The following is a 12,339-nucleotide window of genomic DNA, read 5'->3' as shown; positions in this document are numbered from 1 at the left end:
GGAAGCGCTGCGCGCGCGGCTCGCTGCGCCCCGTCCCGCCCGGCCCTCTGCAGGAGCCGCTGCAGCTCCTCGTGCTCCGCCGGGGTGAGCCCGTGCTCCCCGGGCGCAGCGAGCCGCGCGCGCAGCGCTTCCAGATGATCGTCCGCAGGTCGGTTCGGCACGGTGCCTCCTCGTTCGTCACTGCCCGCCCGGGCGCCGGAGGCATGCCCTCCGGGGGCGGACAGGGGCCGGTTGCCCCGTCCGCGCGCCCCTAAGCACCCCGCGCGGCCCCATGCATCCGTGCGGCCCTGCGTCAGGGCTGCGGCCGGGCACCGGCGCCGGCCTCGGGGGCTCCGGCACCGCCGCGCGGGCCGAACCCGGGCAGGCGGTGCCACCAGTGCCGGCGGCGCGGGTGCACCGCCCGGCTCATGCGGCGGCCCGCGAGGAGGAATCCGAGCAGGGCCCCCGCCGTGTTGAGGAGCACGTCGTCGACGTCGAAGGCCCGTCCCGTGACCAGGGCGCCCTGGACCAGCTCCACCAGGGTCATCACGACGGCCGTCACCGCGGCGACCCGCAGGAGGCCGCGCGTCTGCGGCAGCATCACCGGCAGCAGCAGGCCGAACGGCACGCCGAGCAGCAGGTTCCCGCCGAGCTGCCGCACGGCGTCGGCGGCGGAGGCCTGCTCCAGGTACTGCCGGATCGAGGCGCCCGGATGGACGTTGCTGTGCACGAGCCCCGCCGAGGCGGCCGACGGCTCCAGCGTCACCCGCGCCAGGGCCAGGCTGAACAGCACCGTGCCGGCGAACGCGGCGAGCACGGCGAGCGCCCGCACCACCGGACGCCGCCCCGGCTCCGCCGGCGGCGGCGGACCCGGCCGCAGCCGTGAACCGGCGAACTTCCTGAGCATCTCCATGAGGAATCCTTCCGGGGGGAGGGGACCCTCGGGCCCGGCCGGTCGTCGGGGTGGCCGGCCGCCGTACGGATTCCGCGAGCCCGGGGACGGCGGTCCGAGCGCCGTGGCCGGGGGCTTGCCGGGACACGGCCCGCAGCCGCCCGGGGAGGAGGGCGGGGCGGGGCGCGGCCCGTGTGCCGTGCGGATCCCGTTCGGCAGCCTGGCGTGCCCCGTGGGGCCCGTGATGCCGACGGGTCCCGGGCCGCCGGTGAGCACGTGCACGGCCCAGGCCCGGCGGGGCCCGCCGAAGTCCGACCGCAGACCCCGCCGTCGACGCGTGTGACCCGTCCCCGCGCCGCCAAACCCCTCCCCGCGGGCCTTCCTGAACAGCCGTCACCCGGGCAGCGGCCGGACGCGCGCATGAACCGGCCGCGCGGAAGCAGACGACACACCATGGAATGCACGCTGTACGACGAACGGACCGGCCGCACCGACTCGGTGCGGTGCGGCCTCGGGGACGACGCCTGCCGGGTGGTCCTGAAGGAGCTCCGCGCGCTGGAGCCGCACCGCTTCGGCTGGGTGCGCCTGGACGACCCCACGGAGGCCGAACTCGTCGGCCTCGCCGCCGAGCTGGGCCTGCACCCCCTGGCCGTCGAGGACGCCCTCCACCCCCGGCAGCGCCCCAAGAGCGAGACCTTCGGCGACGTGCTGGCCATCGCCCTGAAAACCCTGTGGTACGTCCCCCGGGGGAACGCGGTCGAGACGGGCCAGGTCATGCTCTTCGCCGGCCCCCGCTACGTCCTCACCGTCCGCCACGGCCCCGCCGACCCCGCCGGCGAAGCCGCCCGCCGCCTCGGCGACGACCCGGCACTGCTCCGCTACGGCCCGCTCGCCGTCGTCCACGCCGTCCTCGACGTCGTCGTCGACGCCTACGGGGACGCCGCCGGCAAGGCCCGCGCCGCCCTGACCCGGCTGGAGGACAGCGTGTTCTCCGTGGACCGCACCGACGTCACCGAGGACATCTACTCCCTCAAGCGGGAGGTGCGCGAGTTCCGGGACGCCGTACAGCCGCTCGTCCCCGTCGTCCACGGCCTCCTGAACCGCGGCGAGGAGCCGTATCCCGCGCAGGCGCTGCCGTACCTCCGCGACGTCGCCGACCACCTCGCCCGCACCGACACCGAGGTGCGCACCCTCGACGAGCTGCTGAACGCCGTCCTCGACGCACAGCAGGCGCGGGTGGCGTCCTGGCAGAACGACGACATGCGGCGCATCTCGGCGTGGGCCGCCATCTTCGCCGTGCCCACCATGGTCGCGGGCGTGTACGGGATGAACTTCCGGCACATGCCCGAGCTGGGCTGGAGCTACGGCTACCCCCTCGCCCTCGGCATCATGGCGGCCGCATCCGGGCTGCTCTACCGCGCCTTCCGCCGCAACGGCTGGCTGTAGCGGCCGGACGCGGCGTCACCAGCCGAGTTCGGTGTACAGCCGGCCGGCGCGGATGCCCTCGATCGCCGCGCGGGTGTACGGGACGACCCTGGCCGGCAGGGCGTCGGCGGGCCACCAGTCCCACGACAGGCACCGGTCGGGCTCCCGCACCTCGGGCGTGCCCTGCCAGGCGCGGGCGCGGAAGACGAGCTGCATGCGGGGCCGGTCGCCGGGCCCGTCCACGACGTGCACCACGTGGACGAGTTCCACGTCGGCGGGGTCGATCCCGAGCCCGGCCTCCTCCTCGGCCTCGCGCACCAGGCAGGCGACGGCGGACTCCCGCTCGCAGTGGCCGGCGAGGAAGTGGTGCGCGCGCGGCGCGAACGCCGAGTCGGGATGGCGCAGCCCGAGCAGGACGCGGCCGTCCCGCTCCAGGTAGAGGTGGACGCCCACCACGTTGGGGACACCGCGGGAGCCGCCGCCGGGGCGGTCCTGCGGCGGCGCCGCGGGCGGGACGGGAGCCCCGGCGGCCTGGTGGAGGCCGATGACGTCCTTCGCCCACGGGCACATCGTCAGACAGGGGACGGTGGCCGCGTCGAAGTGGTGGAACATGATGCCCTCGGGGCAGGGCAGCGCGTCGGCATCGCCATCCCACGCCCCGAGGTAGACGCGGACCCGGCTCCCGGCCGCTCCGCCGGACGAGCCGGGGTTGTCGACGACGGCGAACTCGCGCAGCGGGACCGCGAGGCCCGTCTCCTCCGCCAGCTCCCGCCGCACCGCCTCCTCGGGGGCCTCCGCTCCGTCGCGGTGCCCGCCGGGCAGGCTCCACGTTCCCGGGTCGCCGATGTCCTTGTTGGCGTCGCGCAAGTGCAGTAGGTAGCGGCCGCGGGAGTCGACCAGGAGCGCGGCGACCACGCGCGGTTCGTCGGAGGGGTTCACCACGGGCTCCTCGGCGTGTGTGGCACGTGCGGACGGCAGGGTGTCGGAGGGACCGGTCCGCGTCCGGTTCCTCCTGCGGGGTCCGGCGAGCGGCCGACCAGTCTTGCACACGCCCTGGTGCGCGTACCGGGCGTCAGGCGAGGGCGTGGACGGTGACGACGGACAGTACGGCGATGGCCGCCGCCGCGGCGATGGCCGCCGCCACCGCCAGGACGGCGATGCCGGCGCGTTCGACGCCGAGCCGGTGGTCCGCGGGCTTCCATTCACGCTGGTGCATGGGAACACCCTGCCGTACCGGATCCGCCCCGGCCTGAGTACGCGTACTCATGACCGCACCCGGCCGGCATTGTCGGTCCTGCCCGCTACGGTGCCGCCATGGCGAACTTCGTACTGGTGGCAGGCGCATGGCTCGGATCCTGGGCGTGGGACGAGGTGGTGCCCGCACTGCGCCGGGCCGGCCACGGCGTGCACCCGCTGACGCTGTCGGGCCTGGCCGAGAAGCGGCACCTGCCCGTCGGGCGGCAGACCCATGTCCGGGACGTCGTCGAGGAGGTCGAGCGCCTCGATCTGCACGACGTCGTGCTGGTCGGGCACAGCTACGCCGGCATCCCGGTCGGCCAGGCCGGCGGGCGGATCGGCGACCGGCTGACCCGGGCCGTCTTCGTCGACTCCAGCGTCCCGGCCCAGGGGGAGTCCTTCGTCTCCACCTGGTGGGAGGGCCCGGCGAAGCTGGAGGCGGCCATCGCCGCGAACGGCGGCCGCTGGGCGCCGATCACCGCGGCCGACTGCGCGGGCCAGGGCCTCGGAGACCGGCAGATCGCCCGGTTCACGGCCGGGGCGACCCCGCACCCGGGCGAGTCCCTGGCCGACCCCGCCGTGCTGGTCCGCCCGATGGAGGAACTGCCGTCGACGTACGTCAAGTGCCTCCTCGACGGCGCCGAACCGACCGACGACGTCGTCCGGCTGCTGACCGGGCCGCGCTGGCGGCGGATCGACCTGGCCACCGGGCACTGGCCGATGTTCTCGCAACCACAGGAACTGGCCCGCCTCCTCCTGGACGCGGCCGCCACCTGAACCCCCGTGCGGCGGTCCCCGGGCGGTGGTCCTGCCGGTCAGCCGGCGGGCGGCGCGGCCGAGGCCGGCCCGGGCCGTGCCTCCGCCGGCCGTGCCAGGCGTTCCAGGACCCGGGTGCGGAGGAGCTCGTACTCCTCCCGGAGCCGGTACGGCTGCGCGCGCGGCGGCCGGGGTATGACGGTGCCCCCCACGACCGCCTCCCCCGGGCGGAACTGCTCGCGCGTCAGGTCGATCTCGACGCCGGCGCCGAGGCGGTTCCACCAGTGGTAGTCGACGCGCTCGCCGTCGACGTGGACCTCGCCGCGGACCAGCTCACCGCCCAGCAGGTCGTTGAGGACGAGGGCGGTCACCCCGCACTGGTCGCGGGCCGGGTTCTCGCCGGTCCACTGCGACCGGTACTCGGGGGTGCAGGTCTCGGCACTCCAACTGTCTCGGACGGCCCGCTCGATGTCGGCAAGAAGCAACGGTGTCATCCCGCCAGCATGCAGGCCGCCACTGACAACGGGCCGCCACGGCGGCGCCGCGGTCGGGGCCGGCGCGCCCGGGACCACGCCTCGCACGCCATGGCGGCGACGTCACCGCCGGGTGCGACGGCGACCGCATCGGCGGGGCCGTCGGACCGGGCCCGGACCGGCGCGCACGGCCCCCGGGCCGCCCTCTCGTCCGGGCCGACCGGCCCGGGCCCCGGGCACCGGTCCACCGGCGCGAGGATGCCCGTGTGGGCGGATCGGCCGTGGCGGGGTGGGTGAGGCCCGTGTTGCGGCGAGGGCCGGGTGCGTCTCCGGTCTACCCTTCGAGCCATCGTCCCCGAAGGAGCGGCACATGACCGACGCGGCGTTTCTCGACCTCCGCCCGCAGGCCCGGATCGTGGCGCGGCTCGCGGTGGACCTTCCGGAGGACCGGCTCGCCGACCCCACCCCCTGCCCCGGGTACCGGATCGGCGGACTGCTCTCCCACCTCGCGGGCCTCGCGATCGCCTTCCGCGACGCCGCCCGGAAGGACCTCGGCCCGACGACCGCCGCCGCGCCCGACGCCGACGCCGTACCCGACCTGCCGGCGGACTGGCGGGAGCAACTGCCCAGGGCGCTCGCCGAGATGGCCGTCGCCTGGCGGGACCCGGCCGCCTGGACCGGCATGACCCGCGCCGGAGGCGTGGAACTCCCCGGCGGCGTCGCGGGGGCCGTCGCCACCGACGAGCTGGTGATCCACGGCTGGGACCTGGCCCGGGCCGCCGGCCGGCCCTACGAACCGGACCCGGCGGCCCTGCACGCCTCGTACGCCTTCCTCCGCGCGTCCGCCGAGGAGGACGATGCCGGCAGGGGCGAGATCTTCGGGCCCGTCGTGCCCGTATCCGACGACGCGCCGCTGCTCGACCGGGCGGTCGGGCTGAGCGGACGCGACCCGCGCTGGGCGCCGCCGCACACCCGCTGAGCCGCGACCGGTTCCGGCGGCGCAAGGGGATCCGCCCCTCACGACGGCGGGAGCCGGATCACCGACCGGCACAGGCACCTCAGGCTCAGCAGCCCGACGGTGTCGGTCGATACGGGGCCCACCCGCCCGCTTGTTCGTGTCATCTGCCAGTACAGCGCGCCGACGTGCCCGGAGCAGACTTCTGCCGACGCCGCACCGGCACCCCTCCGCACGTTGCAGGGGCCGGTGCGCCTGGATTCGGACGGCACCACAGAACACAGGGAGCGCTCGTGGGCGTGCAACAGCAGCAGTACGACGGCATCGGTGAGGCGTTCGAGGGGTTCAAGTCCCTGCCGCTGATCCGCCACGGGGAAGTGCCGAGCTTCCTCGGCATGGTCGGTGACGTCAGCGGCAGGTCGATCCTCGACGTGGCGTGCGGAACCGGCTTCTACAGCCGGGAGTTCAAGCGCCGCGGCGCCGCGGACGTGTTCGGCGTGGACATCTCCGCCGAGATGATCGCCGCCGCGCGGCGGATCGAGGAGCAGGAGCCGCTGGGCGTGCGCTACGAGGTCGGCGACGCCGCCGGACTCGGGCGGCTGGAGAAGCCCTTCGACATCGCCCTGGCGGTGCAGTGCCTCAACTACGCCTCCGACATCGCGGAGATGGAGCGCATGTGCCGCAACATCCACCGCAATCTCGTGCCGGGCGGCGAACTCTTCGTGTTCGCGCAGAAGCCCGACTACCGCTTCGACTGCCGGAGCCTGCCCGCGTACGGCTTCCGCTGCGAGCCGACGGGCGAGGAGCGGGAGGCCGGCCCGCTCGTACGGGTCACCGCGCTCCTCGACCCGGAGCCGATCAGCATTCTCGGCACGGTCCCGCGCCGCGAGGTCTACGAGGAGTGCCTGCGGCGGGTCGGATTCCGCGACCTGGAGTGGGTGCCGCTGCGGGTGTCCGAGGCGGGCATCGCCGAGTACGGGGCGGACTTCTGGGCCGACCTCCTCGCGCACCCGCCGCTGGAGATGCTCCGCTGCCGGGCCTGACCCGCGCACCCCGGCCACGGCTCCGGGTGTCCGCGGCCCGTTTTCGGGGACACGCCCGGTGTGAGCGGTCGCGGCGCGCCTCCACGCGCGGCGGCCGGGAACCGGCGGACGGAAGGAGCCGACCGATGACCGACCCCCAGGGCAGGGCCCGCAAGGAGGAGCTCAACCGGCAGCGCAGGCAGGAACAGGAGCAGCAGCGCAAGCGGGCGCACACGCACGAGCACGAGCCGGACCCCGGCCAGGACGCGCCGGCGGACCCGCAGGCGGGGGCGCGCGCCCGCAAGGACCAGGACGGCTGAAACCGCGCCGGGAGCTACCCGGCCGACTCACCGCCGACGGCGACGCCGAGGCGGCCCGCCACCGCGGTCAGGGCCGCGCCGAGGGGCAGCGCGACCCGCGTGACGGCATGCCGGTCGCCCCGGGTGGCGTCCCGGTTCACGATCAGCACCGGCTTGCCGGCCCCGGCCGCCTGGCGGACGAACCGCAGCCCCGACATCACCGTCAGCGAGGAACCGAGGACCAGCACCGCCTCCGCCCCGTCGACGAGCGCCCGGCACTGCGCGACCCGCGACGGCGGAACGGCCTCGCCGAAGAACACCACGTCCGGCTTGAGGACGCCCCCGCACCGCGCGCACGGCACCACCCGGAAGTCCGCGACCTGCTCGTCGGTGAGGTCGGCGTCACCGTCCGGGTTCATGGCGGCGGCCACCGGCTCGAACCCCGGATTGGCCTCCTCCAGCCGCCGGGCCAGCTCGCCCCGCGGGGTGGAGGCGCCGCAGGACAGGCAGACGACCCGGTCGAGGCCGCCGTGCAGCTCCACCACCCCGTCGGTGCCGGCCGCCTGGTGCAGGCCGTCGACGTTCTGGGTGATCACGCCCGCCAGCAGCCCGTGCCGCCCGAACGCGGCCACCGCCCGGTGCCCGGCGTTCGGCCGCGCCCGACCGAACGTGCGCCAGCCGAGGTGGCTGCGCGCCCAGTAGCGGCGCCGCGCCCCGGCGCCCGAGACGAAGTCCTGGTAGGTCATCGGCGTGTGCCGGCTGAGGCTGCCGCCCTCTCCGCGGTAGTCGGGGATGCCCGACTCCGTGGACAGCCCCGCCCCGCTGAGGACGAGCACCCTGCCGGCGGCGAGCACATCGACGACGGGCCCCAGCTCCGTCGTGCCGGGCGGCAGGTCCCCGGCGGGGGTCCAGCTCAGGGTGGGACGCATACGCATGCCGCCAGGCTACGCACGCCCGCCGCGATGCGCCGCACGCGGGGGCGGTGCGGACGCGTGCGGACGGAAAGGGGAAGTGCCGGCTCCCGGCCCCGCGGGCCGGCCGCGGGGCGCTGCATGCCGGACGGCGCGTCGGGGGCGTCGCGCGGTGGGGGCGCGTGCCACGGCGGCCCCCGGGACCGGGGCCGGAGCGTCGTGCGCGACCGCGGCGGGCGACCGCGGGGTGCGACCGCGGGGTGCTACCGCCGACCCCGGTCAGGTAGCGTCCGTTCCATGATCGGTTGGGATGCGCTCGTCCGCCTCTGCCCGCCACCCGGCGAGCCGCGCGCCGCGGTGGACTGGGCGGGCGCCGAGCGCGCCCTCGGCACCGGCCTGCCCGCCGACTACAAGCAGCTCGTCGACGCCTACGGCGACGGCGTCTTCGCCGACGCGATCTGGCTGCTCGTCCCCGGTTCCGCCCACCCGGACTGCGACCTGCTCGCGCAGGCCGCCGAGCGCGAGGAGATCCTCGGCGGCCTGTGGGAGTTCGAGGCCAAGCCCGCCGGCCTGGAGGAGGCCGGGGCCAGGGTGCTGCCGTGGGCGTACGAGGAGGGGACCGGGGCCTTCCTGTACTGGCTGGCCGGGCCGGGCCGGCACCCCGACGAATGGACCGTGCTCCACAACGAGGGCCGCGGCCCCCTCTGGGAGCCCCACGCCACCGGGTGCGTGCCCTTCCTCCTGGCGGTGCTCGGCGGAACAGCCGAGTCGGCGTACTTCGACTACCTCCGCGAGGGCGCGGAGCCGCCCGGACACCGCTTCACGACCGCCGACGAGGCCTTCGGCCGGCCCACGGGATGACGGCGACGCGCGACCCCCGGCCCGCCGCCCGGTTGCGACGCGGAGCTCCAGATCGACCACGTGCGGGCCGTGGACGGGACCGGGGCGACGGCAGCCGTGCGCTGCACGCGCGGGCCGGTGCGCCTCGGGGCGCGCTTCCGCCGCCTACGCGACGCCGCGGAGCCGATCGACCTGGTGCTCATCCGGATCCTCTTCTACGGGCGCCCGGTCGACGAACTCGACCCCGCCTGCACGGCTCTCGTCACTCTTCGCGGCGTCGGAGGCACGCTGCTCGCCCCGGGCGACGGCACCGCAGGCCGGCGCACCATCCAGGGCGCCAACCCGCTGCCGTGACCAGCCCGCCCCACGGTCTCGCCGGGGCGGGGCGGAGGCGGTCCGAACGAGCGTGGGACCATCTCGGGATGCGCCTGGTAGCCGACGGAGCCACGCCGATCCCGCGGTCGGTGCTGGTGAAGGACCTCACGACCGACGACGGGTACGCCTTCGAGGCGGCGAGGCCGCTCTTCCTCGCCGCAGGCGACCGCATCGCCTTCGAGGACGGCGGACTCGTCGTCGTGCGGGCCGGCGGGCAGCGGCTGTCGACGTGCGGTGAGTGGTCCACCCGTTGCGGACCCGGCTCCCCGGCGATGCGAGACCCGAAAGGGACTGCCTAGCCGGCCAGGGTGGCGGCCAGGGCCGGGGCCAGGCGCTTGACCAGGTCGTCCGGGGGCAGGGCGACGACCGGGGGGAGTGCCAGCAGGTACCGGGTCAGGGCGAGGCCGAGGAGCTGGGCGGCGACCAGGCCGGCCGTGCGGGCGGCCCGTTCCGGGCCGAGGGCCGCCGCGAGTGCGGGTGCCACCTGGCCGGCGAAGACCTCGCGCATGCGGGCCGCGGCCTGCTCGTTCGTCACCGCGGAGCGCAGCAGCACCAGCAGGGCGTCGTCCGCCGGGTCGCCCTCCCACCGCTCCACGAAGTGCCGCACGAGCGTGGCCGGCAGCTGCTCGGCCGGCACCGCGCCCAGGTCGGGGAGGCGCAGGTCGACCGCGAGGGCGGCGTCGAAGAGCTGCTCCTTGCTGCCGAAGTACCGCATGACCATCGACGGGTCGATCTCCGCGTCCGCGGCGACGGCGCGGATCGTCGTCCGCTCGTAGCCGTGGGCGGCGAAGCGTTCCCGTGCGGCTCTCAGGATCGCGGTCTTGGTCTGGTCGGAGCGTCGCGGCGTCATCATGCCAACAAGTGTAGGCCAACAAGTGTTGACAAGCGGGGCGGGCGGGCGCATCCTCATGTCAACAGCCGTTGGCCAACAAGCGTTGGCCCGCCGGAGGAGGTCCGCGATGACCAGCACCCCCGCACTGCCCTCCCGCACGGAGGTGGCCATCATCGGCGCCGGGCCCACCGGGCTCGCCCTCGCCGTCACCCTCGCCGGGGCCGGCGTCGACTTCGTCCTCCTCGACCGGCAGGCCGAGGGCGCCAACACCTCCCGCGCCGCCGTCGTGCACGCCCGCACCCTGGAGGTCCTCGACGAGCTCGACCCCGCCGGCGCGCTCTCCGCCGACCTCGTGGCCCGCGGCATCCCCGTCTCGCGCTTCCGGATCCGCGACGGCGCCCGCCCCCTCGCGGCAGTCGACTTCGACGGCCTGCCCACCGCCCACCCGTACGCCCTGATGGTCCCCCAGTACGAGACCGAGGCCGTCCTGCTGAGCCGCCTGCGGGCCCTCGGCGGCGACGTCCACCGCCCCCACGAGGTCGCCTCCGTCATTCAGGACGCCGACGGCGTCACCCTCACCACCACCGCCGGCCGGACCCTGCGCGCCGCCTACGCCGTCGGCGCCGACGGAATGCACAGCACCGTCCGCGCGGCGGCGGGCATCGGCTTCACGGGCAGCGCGTACGACGAGTCCTTCGTCCTCGCCGACGTCGCCATGGACTGGGCCCCCGGTCCGACCGAGGTCTCCCTCGCCTTCGGCGCCGCCGGGCTGACCGTCGTCGCCCCGCTGCCGGGGGGAGGGGGCGCGGACGCCGGCCGCCGCTACCGGATCGTCGCCACGGTCGCAGAGGCGCCGCCGTCGCCGGACCTGCGTTTCGTGCGGGCTCTGCTGGCGGAGCGCCTCCGCGGCGAGGCCCGCGTGCACGACCTCGTCTGGTCCTCCCGGTTCCGCGTCCACCACCGGGTGGCCGACCGCTACCGCGCCGGGCGCCTCCTGCTCGCCGGGGACGCCGCGCACGTGCACAGCCCGGCCGGCGGGCAGGGCATGAACACCGGCATCCAGGACGGCCACGCCCTCGGCCGCGCCCTGGCCGCCGGAGACCTCGACGCGTACGAGGCCCGGCGCCGCCCCGTCGCCCAGCGGGTCGTCGCGCTCACCGACCGGATGACCCGCGTCGCCACCGCCCGCGGCCGGACGCTCCGCGTCCTGCGCAACACCCTGCTGCCCGTCCTCGCCCGGATCCCGGCCGTCCGGAACCGCCTCGCCCGCGAACTGGCCGAACTCGACTACCGCTGACCGGCCGCCGCAGACGCCGCAGCGGCCTTCCCCCCGCACATGCAACGGCCGGCCGCGGGTGTGCGCGGCCGGCCGTTGCCTGTGCGGGAGGCGGTCTCAGGAAGCGTTGGCGCGCACCGAACCCGTGCTCGTGCCGGCCGGGTTGCCGAGGAAGCAGGTGACCGTGCGGTCGCCGAGGACCCAGCTCGACGCCTGCGGGTAGTAGTAGAACACCTCGAGCGACTTCGGCAGCTTCGCCGCGTCACTGCCCACGTAGTCCGTCAGCGCCTTGCCGCCGCACTTCTCGTCGGCGCTCGCGACGACCTTGTCCGCGCCCGGGAAAGCCCCGCCCTCCAGGGTGAACACGGCGTACACCTCGCCCTCGTGCGGCTGGTCGCACGACACGGTCCGCACCGACTGCCGGGCCTCGGTGCCCCCCTCCTCGGTCTTCGCCAGGTCGTCCTCGGTGTTGAAGCAGTCGCCCTTGCGGATGTCCTCGACGTCCCTGCGGCGCTCGCGGGGGCTCGCGCCGGGGCTCGCACCGGCGTTCGCGCCGGGGCTCGCGCTCTGCTCCGGCACGGTGACCCGCCCGCCGGTGTCCCGCCGAGGCGCCGTGCCGTCGTCCAGCCCGCCGGACAGCCCGATGGCGAGCACGATCGCGTAGAACGCGATCGTCGCCCCGTGGATGACGATCGCCGCGATCGCCAGCCCCTTGCCCTTCTCGCCGTTCTTCCGGATCTGCGACAGGGCGACGAACCCAAGGATCAGCGGGACGAACGGGATGGCGCAGACCACCGACATCACGAGCGCCACGACGGCGGCCACGTTCGTCTTCTGCGGCTGCGGCGGGTACCAGCCCTGCGGACCGCCGTACGGCGCCCCCTGACCGGGCATCCCCGGCATCCCGGGCGCTCCCGGCTGACCGGGCCGGCCGTACGGGTCCTGCGGGGGGTACGGCTGGTACGGGCCCGACGGCGGCTGCGGGGGTATCGACATGCTCGTGGTGCTCCTCGAAAGGGTGGAAAAGACCAACAGCCGGGCGGAACGCCGCCGGGTGGGGGACTGGTG

16 protein-coding genes are annotated in these 12,339 nt (G+C 75.7%); 9 read left to right on the top strand and 7 right to left on the bottom strand.

The genetic code is table 11. The annotated features are described in order from the left end of the window. Positions 1 to 292: 292 nt before the first annotated feature. The gene (locus tag EF903_RS18265; RefSeq protein ID WP_185902715.1) at positions 293 to 886 is read right to left on the bottom strand and encodes a VanZ family protein; all 594 of its coding nucleotides are present in this window, start codon (positions 884 to 886) and stop codon (positions 293 to 295) included. A gap of 438 nt (positions 887 to 1,324) precedes the next feature. Between EF903_RS18265 and EF903_RS18260 the strand changes: the two genes are divergently transcribed. Continuing rightward, positions 1,325 to 2,317, top strand: coding sequence for a magnesium and cobalt transport protein CorA (locus EF903_RS18260; RefSeq protein WP_125544480.1), 993 nt, complete (start codon positions 1,325 to 1,327; stop codon positions 2,315 to 2,317). A gap of 15 nt (positions 2,318 to 2,332) precedes the next feature. On the opposite strand, the gene EF903_RS18255 is transcribed toward EF903_RS18260, so the two are convergent. Further along, positions 2,333 to 3,235, bottom strand: coding sequence for an NUDIX domain-containing protein (locus EF903_RS18255; protein WP_260615541.1), 903 nt, complete (start codon positions 3,233 to 3,235; stop codon positions 2,333 to 2,335). 133 nt (positions 3,236 to 3,368) lie between these two features. Beyond that, positions 3,369 to 3,512 (bottom strand): hypothetical protein, encoded by a 144-nt coding sequence (locus EF903_RS34130; protein ID WP_185902714.1) that lies wholly within the window; start codon positions 3,510 to 3,512, stop codon positions 3,369 to 3,371. Positions 3,513 to 3,610: 98 nt separating this feature from the next. Here EF903_RS34130 and EF903_RS18250 point away from each other — a divergent pair, with 98 nt between their 5' ends. Further along, positions 3,611 to 4,309 (top strand): alpha/beta fold hydrolase, encoded by a 699-nt coding sequence (locus tag EF903_RS18250; protein WP_125544476.1) that lies wholly within the window; start codon positions 3,611 to 3,613, stop codon positions 4,307 to 4,309. A gap of 38 nt (positions 4,310 to 4,347) precedes the next feature. Here the strand turns inward: EF903_RS18250 and EF903_RS18245 are convergent, their stop codons facing one another. Further along, positions 4,348 to 4,782, bottom strand: a complete 435-nt coding sequence (locus tag EF903_RS18245) for a hypothetical protein (RefSeq protein WP_125544474.1) — start codon at positions 4,780 to 4,782, stop codon at positions 4,348 to 4,350. A 349-nt stretch (positions 4,783 to 5,131) separates the two neighbouring features. On the opposite strand from EF903_RS18245, the gene EF903_RS18240 reads away from it, so the two are divergent. The 3 genes from EF903_RS18240 (at position 5,132) to EF903_RS34125 (ending at position 7,058) form a co-directional block, all read left to right on the top strand. Then, entirely contained in the window at positions 5,132 to 5,740 is a 609-nt protein-coding gene (locus EF903_RS18240) for a TIGR03086 family metal-binding protein (RefSeq protein WP_125544472.1), read from the top strand. A gap of 275 nt (positions 5,741 to 6,015) precedes the next feature. Next, positions 6,016 to 6,759 carry a methyltransferase domain-containing protein gene (locus tag EF903_RS18235; protein WP_125544470.1) on the top strand — a complete coding sequence of 248 codons (744 nt, stop codon included), beginning with the start codon at positions 6,016 to 6,018 and terminating at the stop codon, positions 6,757 to 6,759. A 125-nt stretch (positions 6,760 to 6,884) separates the two neighbouring features. Beyond that, the gene (locus EF903_RS34125) at positions 6,885 to 7,058 is read left to right on the top strand and encodes a hypothetical protein (RefSeq protein WP_185902713.1); all 174 of its coding nucleotides are present in this window, start codon (positions 6,885 to 6,887) and stop codon (positions 7,056 to 7,058) included. Between the two features lie 14 nt (positions 7,059 to 7,072). Here EF903_RS34125 and EF903_RS18230 read toward each other — a convergent pair whose 3' ends face one another. Then, on the bottom strand, positions 7,073 to 7,972 hold the full coding sequence (locus EF903_RS18230) for an NAD-dependent protein deacetylase (RefSeq protein WP_125544468.1): 900 nt from the start codon (positions 7,970 to 7,972) through the stop codon (positions 7,073 to 7,075). Positions 7,973 to 8,245: 273 nt separating this feature from the next. Here EF903_RS18230 and EF903_RS18225 point away from each other — a divergent pair, with 273 nt between their 5' ends. The 3 genes from EF903_RS18225 to EF903_RS18215 all read left to right on the top strand — a co-directional run bounded on the left by EF903_RS18225 (position 8,246) and on the right by EF903_RS18215 (position 9,462). Next, a complete protein-coding gene (locus EF903_RS18225) occupies positions 8,246 to 8,809 on the top strand; it encodes an SMI1/KNR4 family protein (RefSeq protein ID WP_260615540.1) in 564 nt (187 codons plus the stop codon). Between the two features lie 69 nt (positions 8,810 to 8,878). Further along, entirely contained in the window at positions 8,879 to 9,142 is a 264-nt protein-coding gene (locus EF903_RS18220; RefSeq protein WP_125544466.1) for a hypothetical protein, read from the top strand. 68 nt (positions 9,143 to 9,210) lie between these two features. After that, entirely contained in the window at positions 9,211 to 9,462 is a 252-nt protein-coding gene (locus EF903_RS18215; protein WP_125544464.1) for a hypothetical protein, read from the top strand. Here the strand turns inward: EF903_RS18215 and EF903_RS18210 are convergent. After that, positions 9,459 to 10,016: a TetR family transcriptional regulator gene (locus tag EF903_RS18210; RefSeq protein WP_221888750.1), complete on the bottom strand. Its 558-nt coding sequence runs from the start codon at positions 10,014 to 10,016 to the stop codon at positions 9,459 to 9,461. The two genes, EF903_RS18215 and EF903_RS18210, sit on opposite strands and share 4 nt — an antisense overlap. Before the next feature lie 106 nt (positions 10,017 to 10,122). Here EF903_RS18210 and EF903_RS18205 point away from each other — a divergent pair, with 106 nt between their 5' ends. Beyond that, entirely contained in the window at positions 10,123 to 11,292 is a 1,170-nt protein-coding gene (locus tag EF903_RS18205) for an NAD(P)/FAD-dependent oxidoreductase (protein WP_125544462.1), read from the top strand. Between the two features lie 96 nt (positions 11,293 to 11,388). Here the strand turns inward: EF903_RS18205 and EF903_RS18200 are convergent, their stop codons facing one another. After that, on the bottom strand, positions 11,389 to 12,267 hold the full coding sequence (locus tag EF903_RS18200; RefSeq protein WP_125544460.1) for a DUF4190 domain-containing protein: 879 nt from the start codon (positions 12,265 to 12,267) through the stop codon (positions 11,389 to 11,391). Positions 12,268 to 12,339 lie beyond the last annotated feature (72 nt).

The organism is Streptomyces sp. WAC05292, assembly GCF_003949955.1.
Taxonomy (GTDB): domain Bacteria; phylum Actinomycetota; class Actinomycetes; order Streptomycetales; family Streptomycetaceae; genus Streptomyces; species Streptomyces globosus.
The sequence above is the reverse complement of the archived record's forward strand: the minus strand, read 5'-3'. Positions and strand labels throughout refer to the sequence as shown.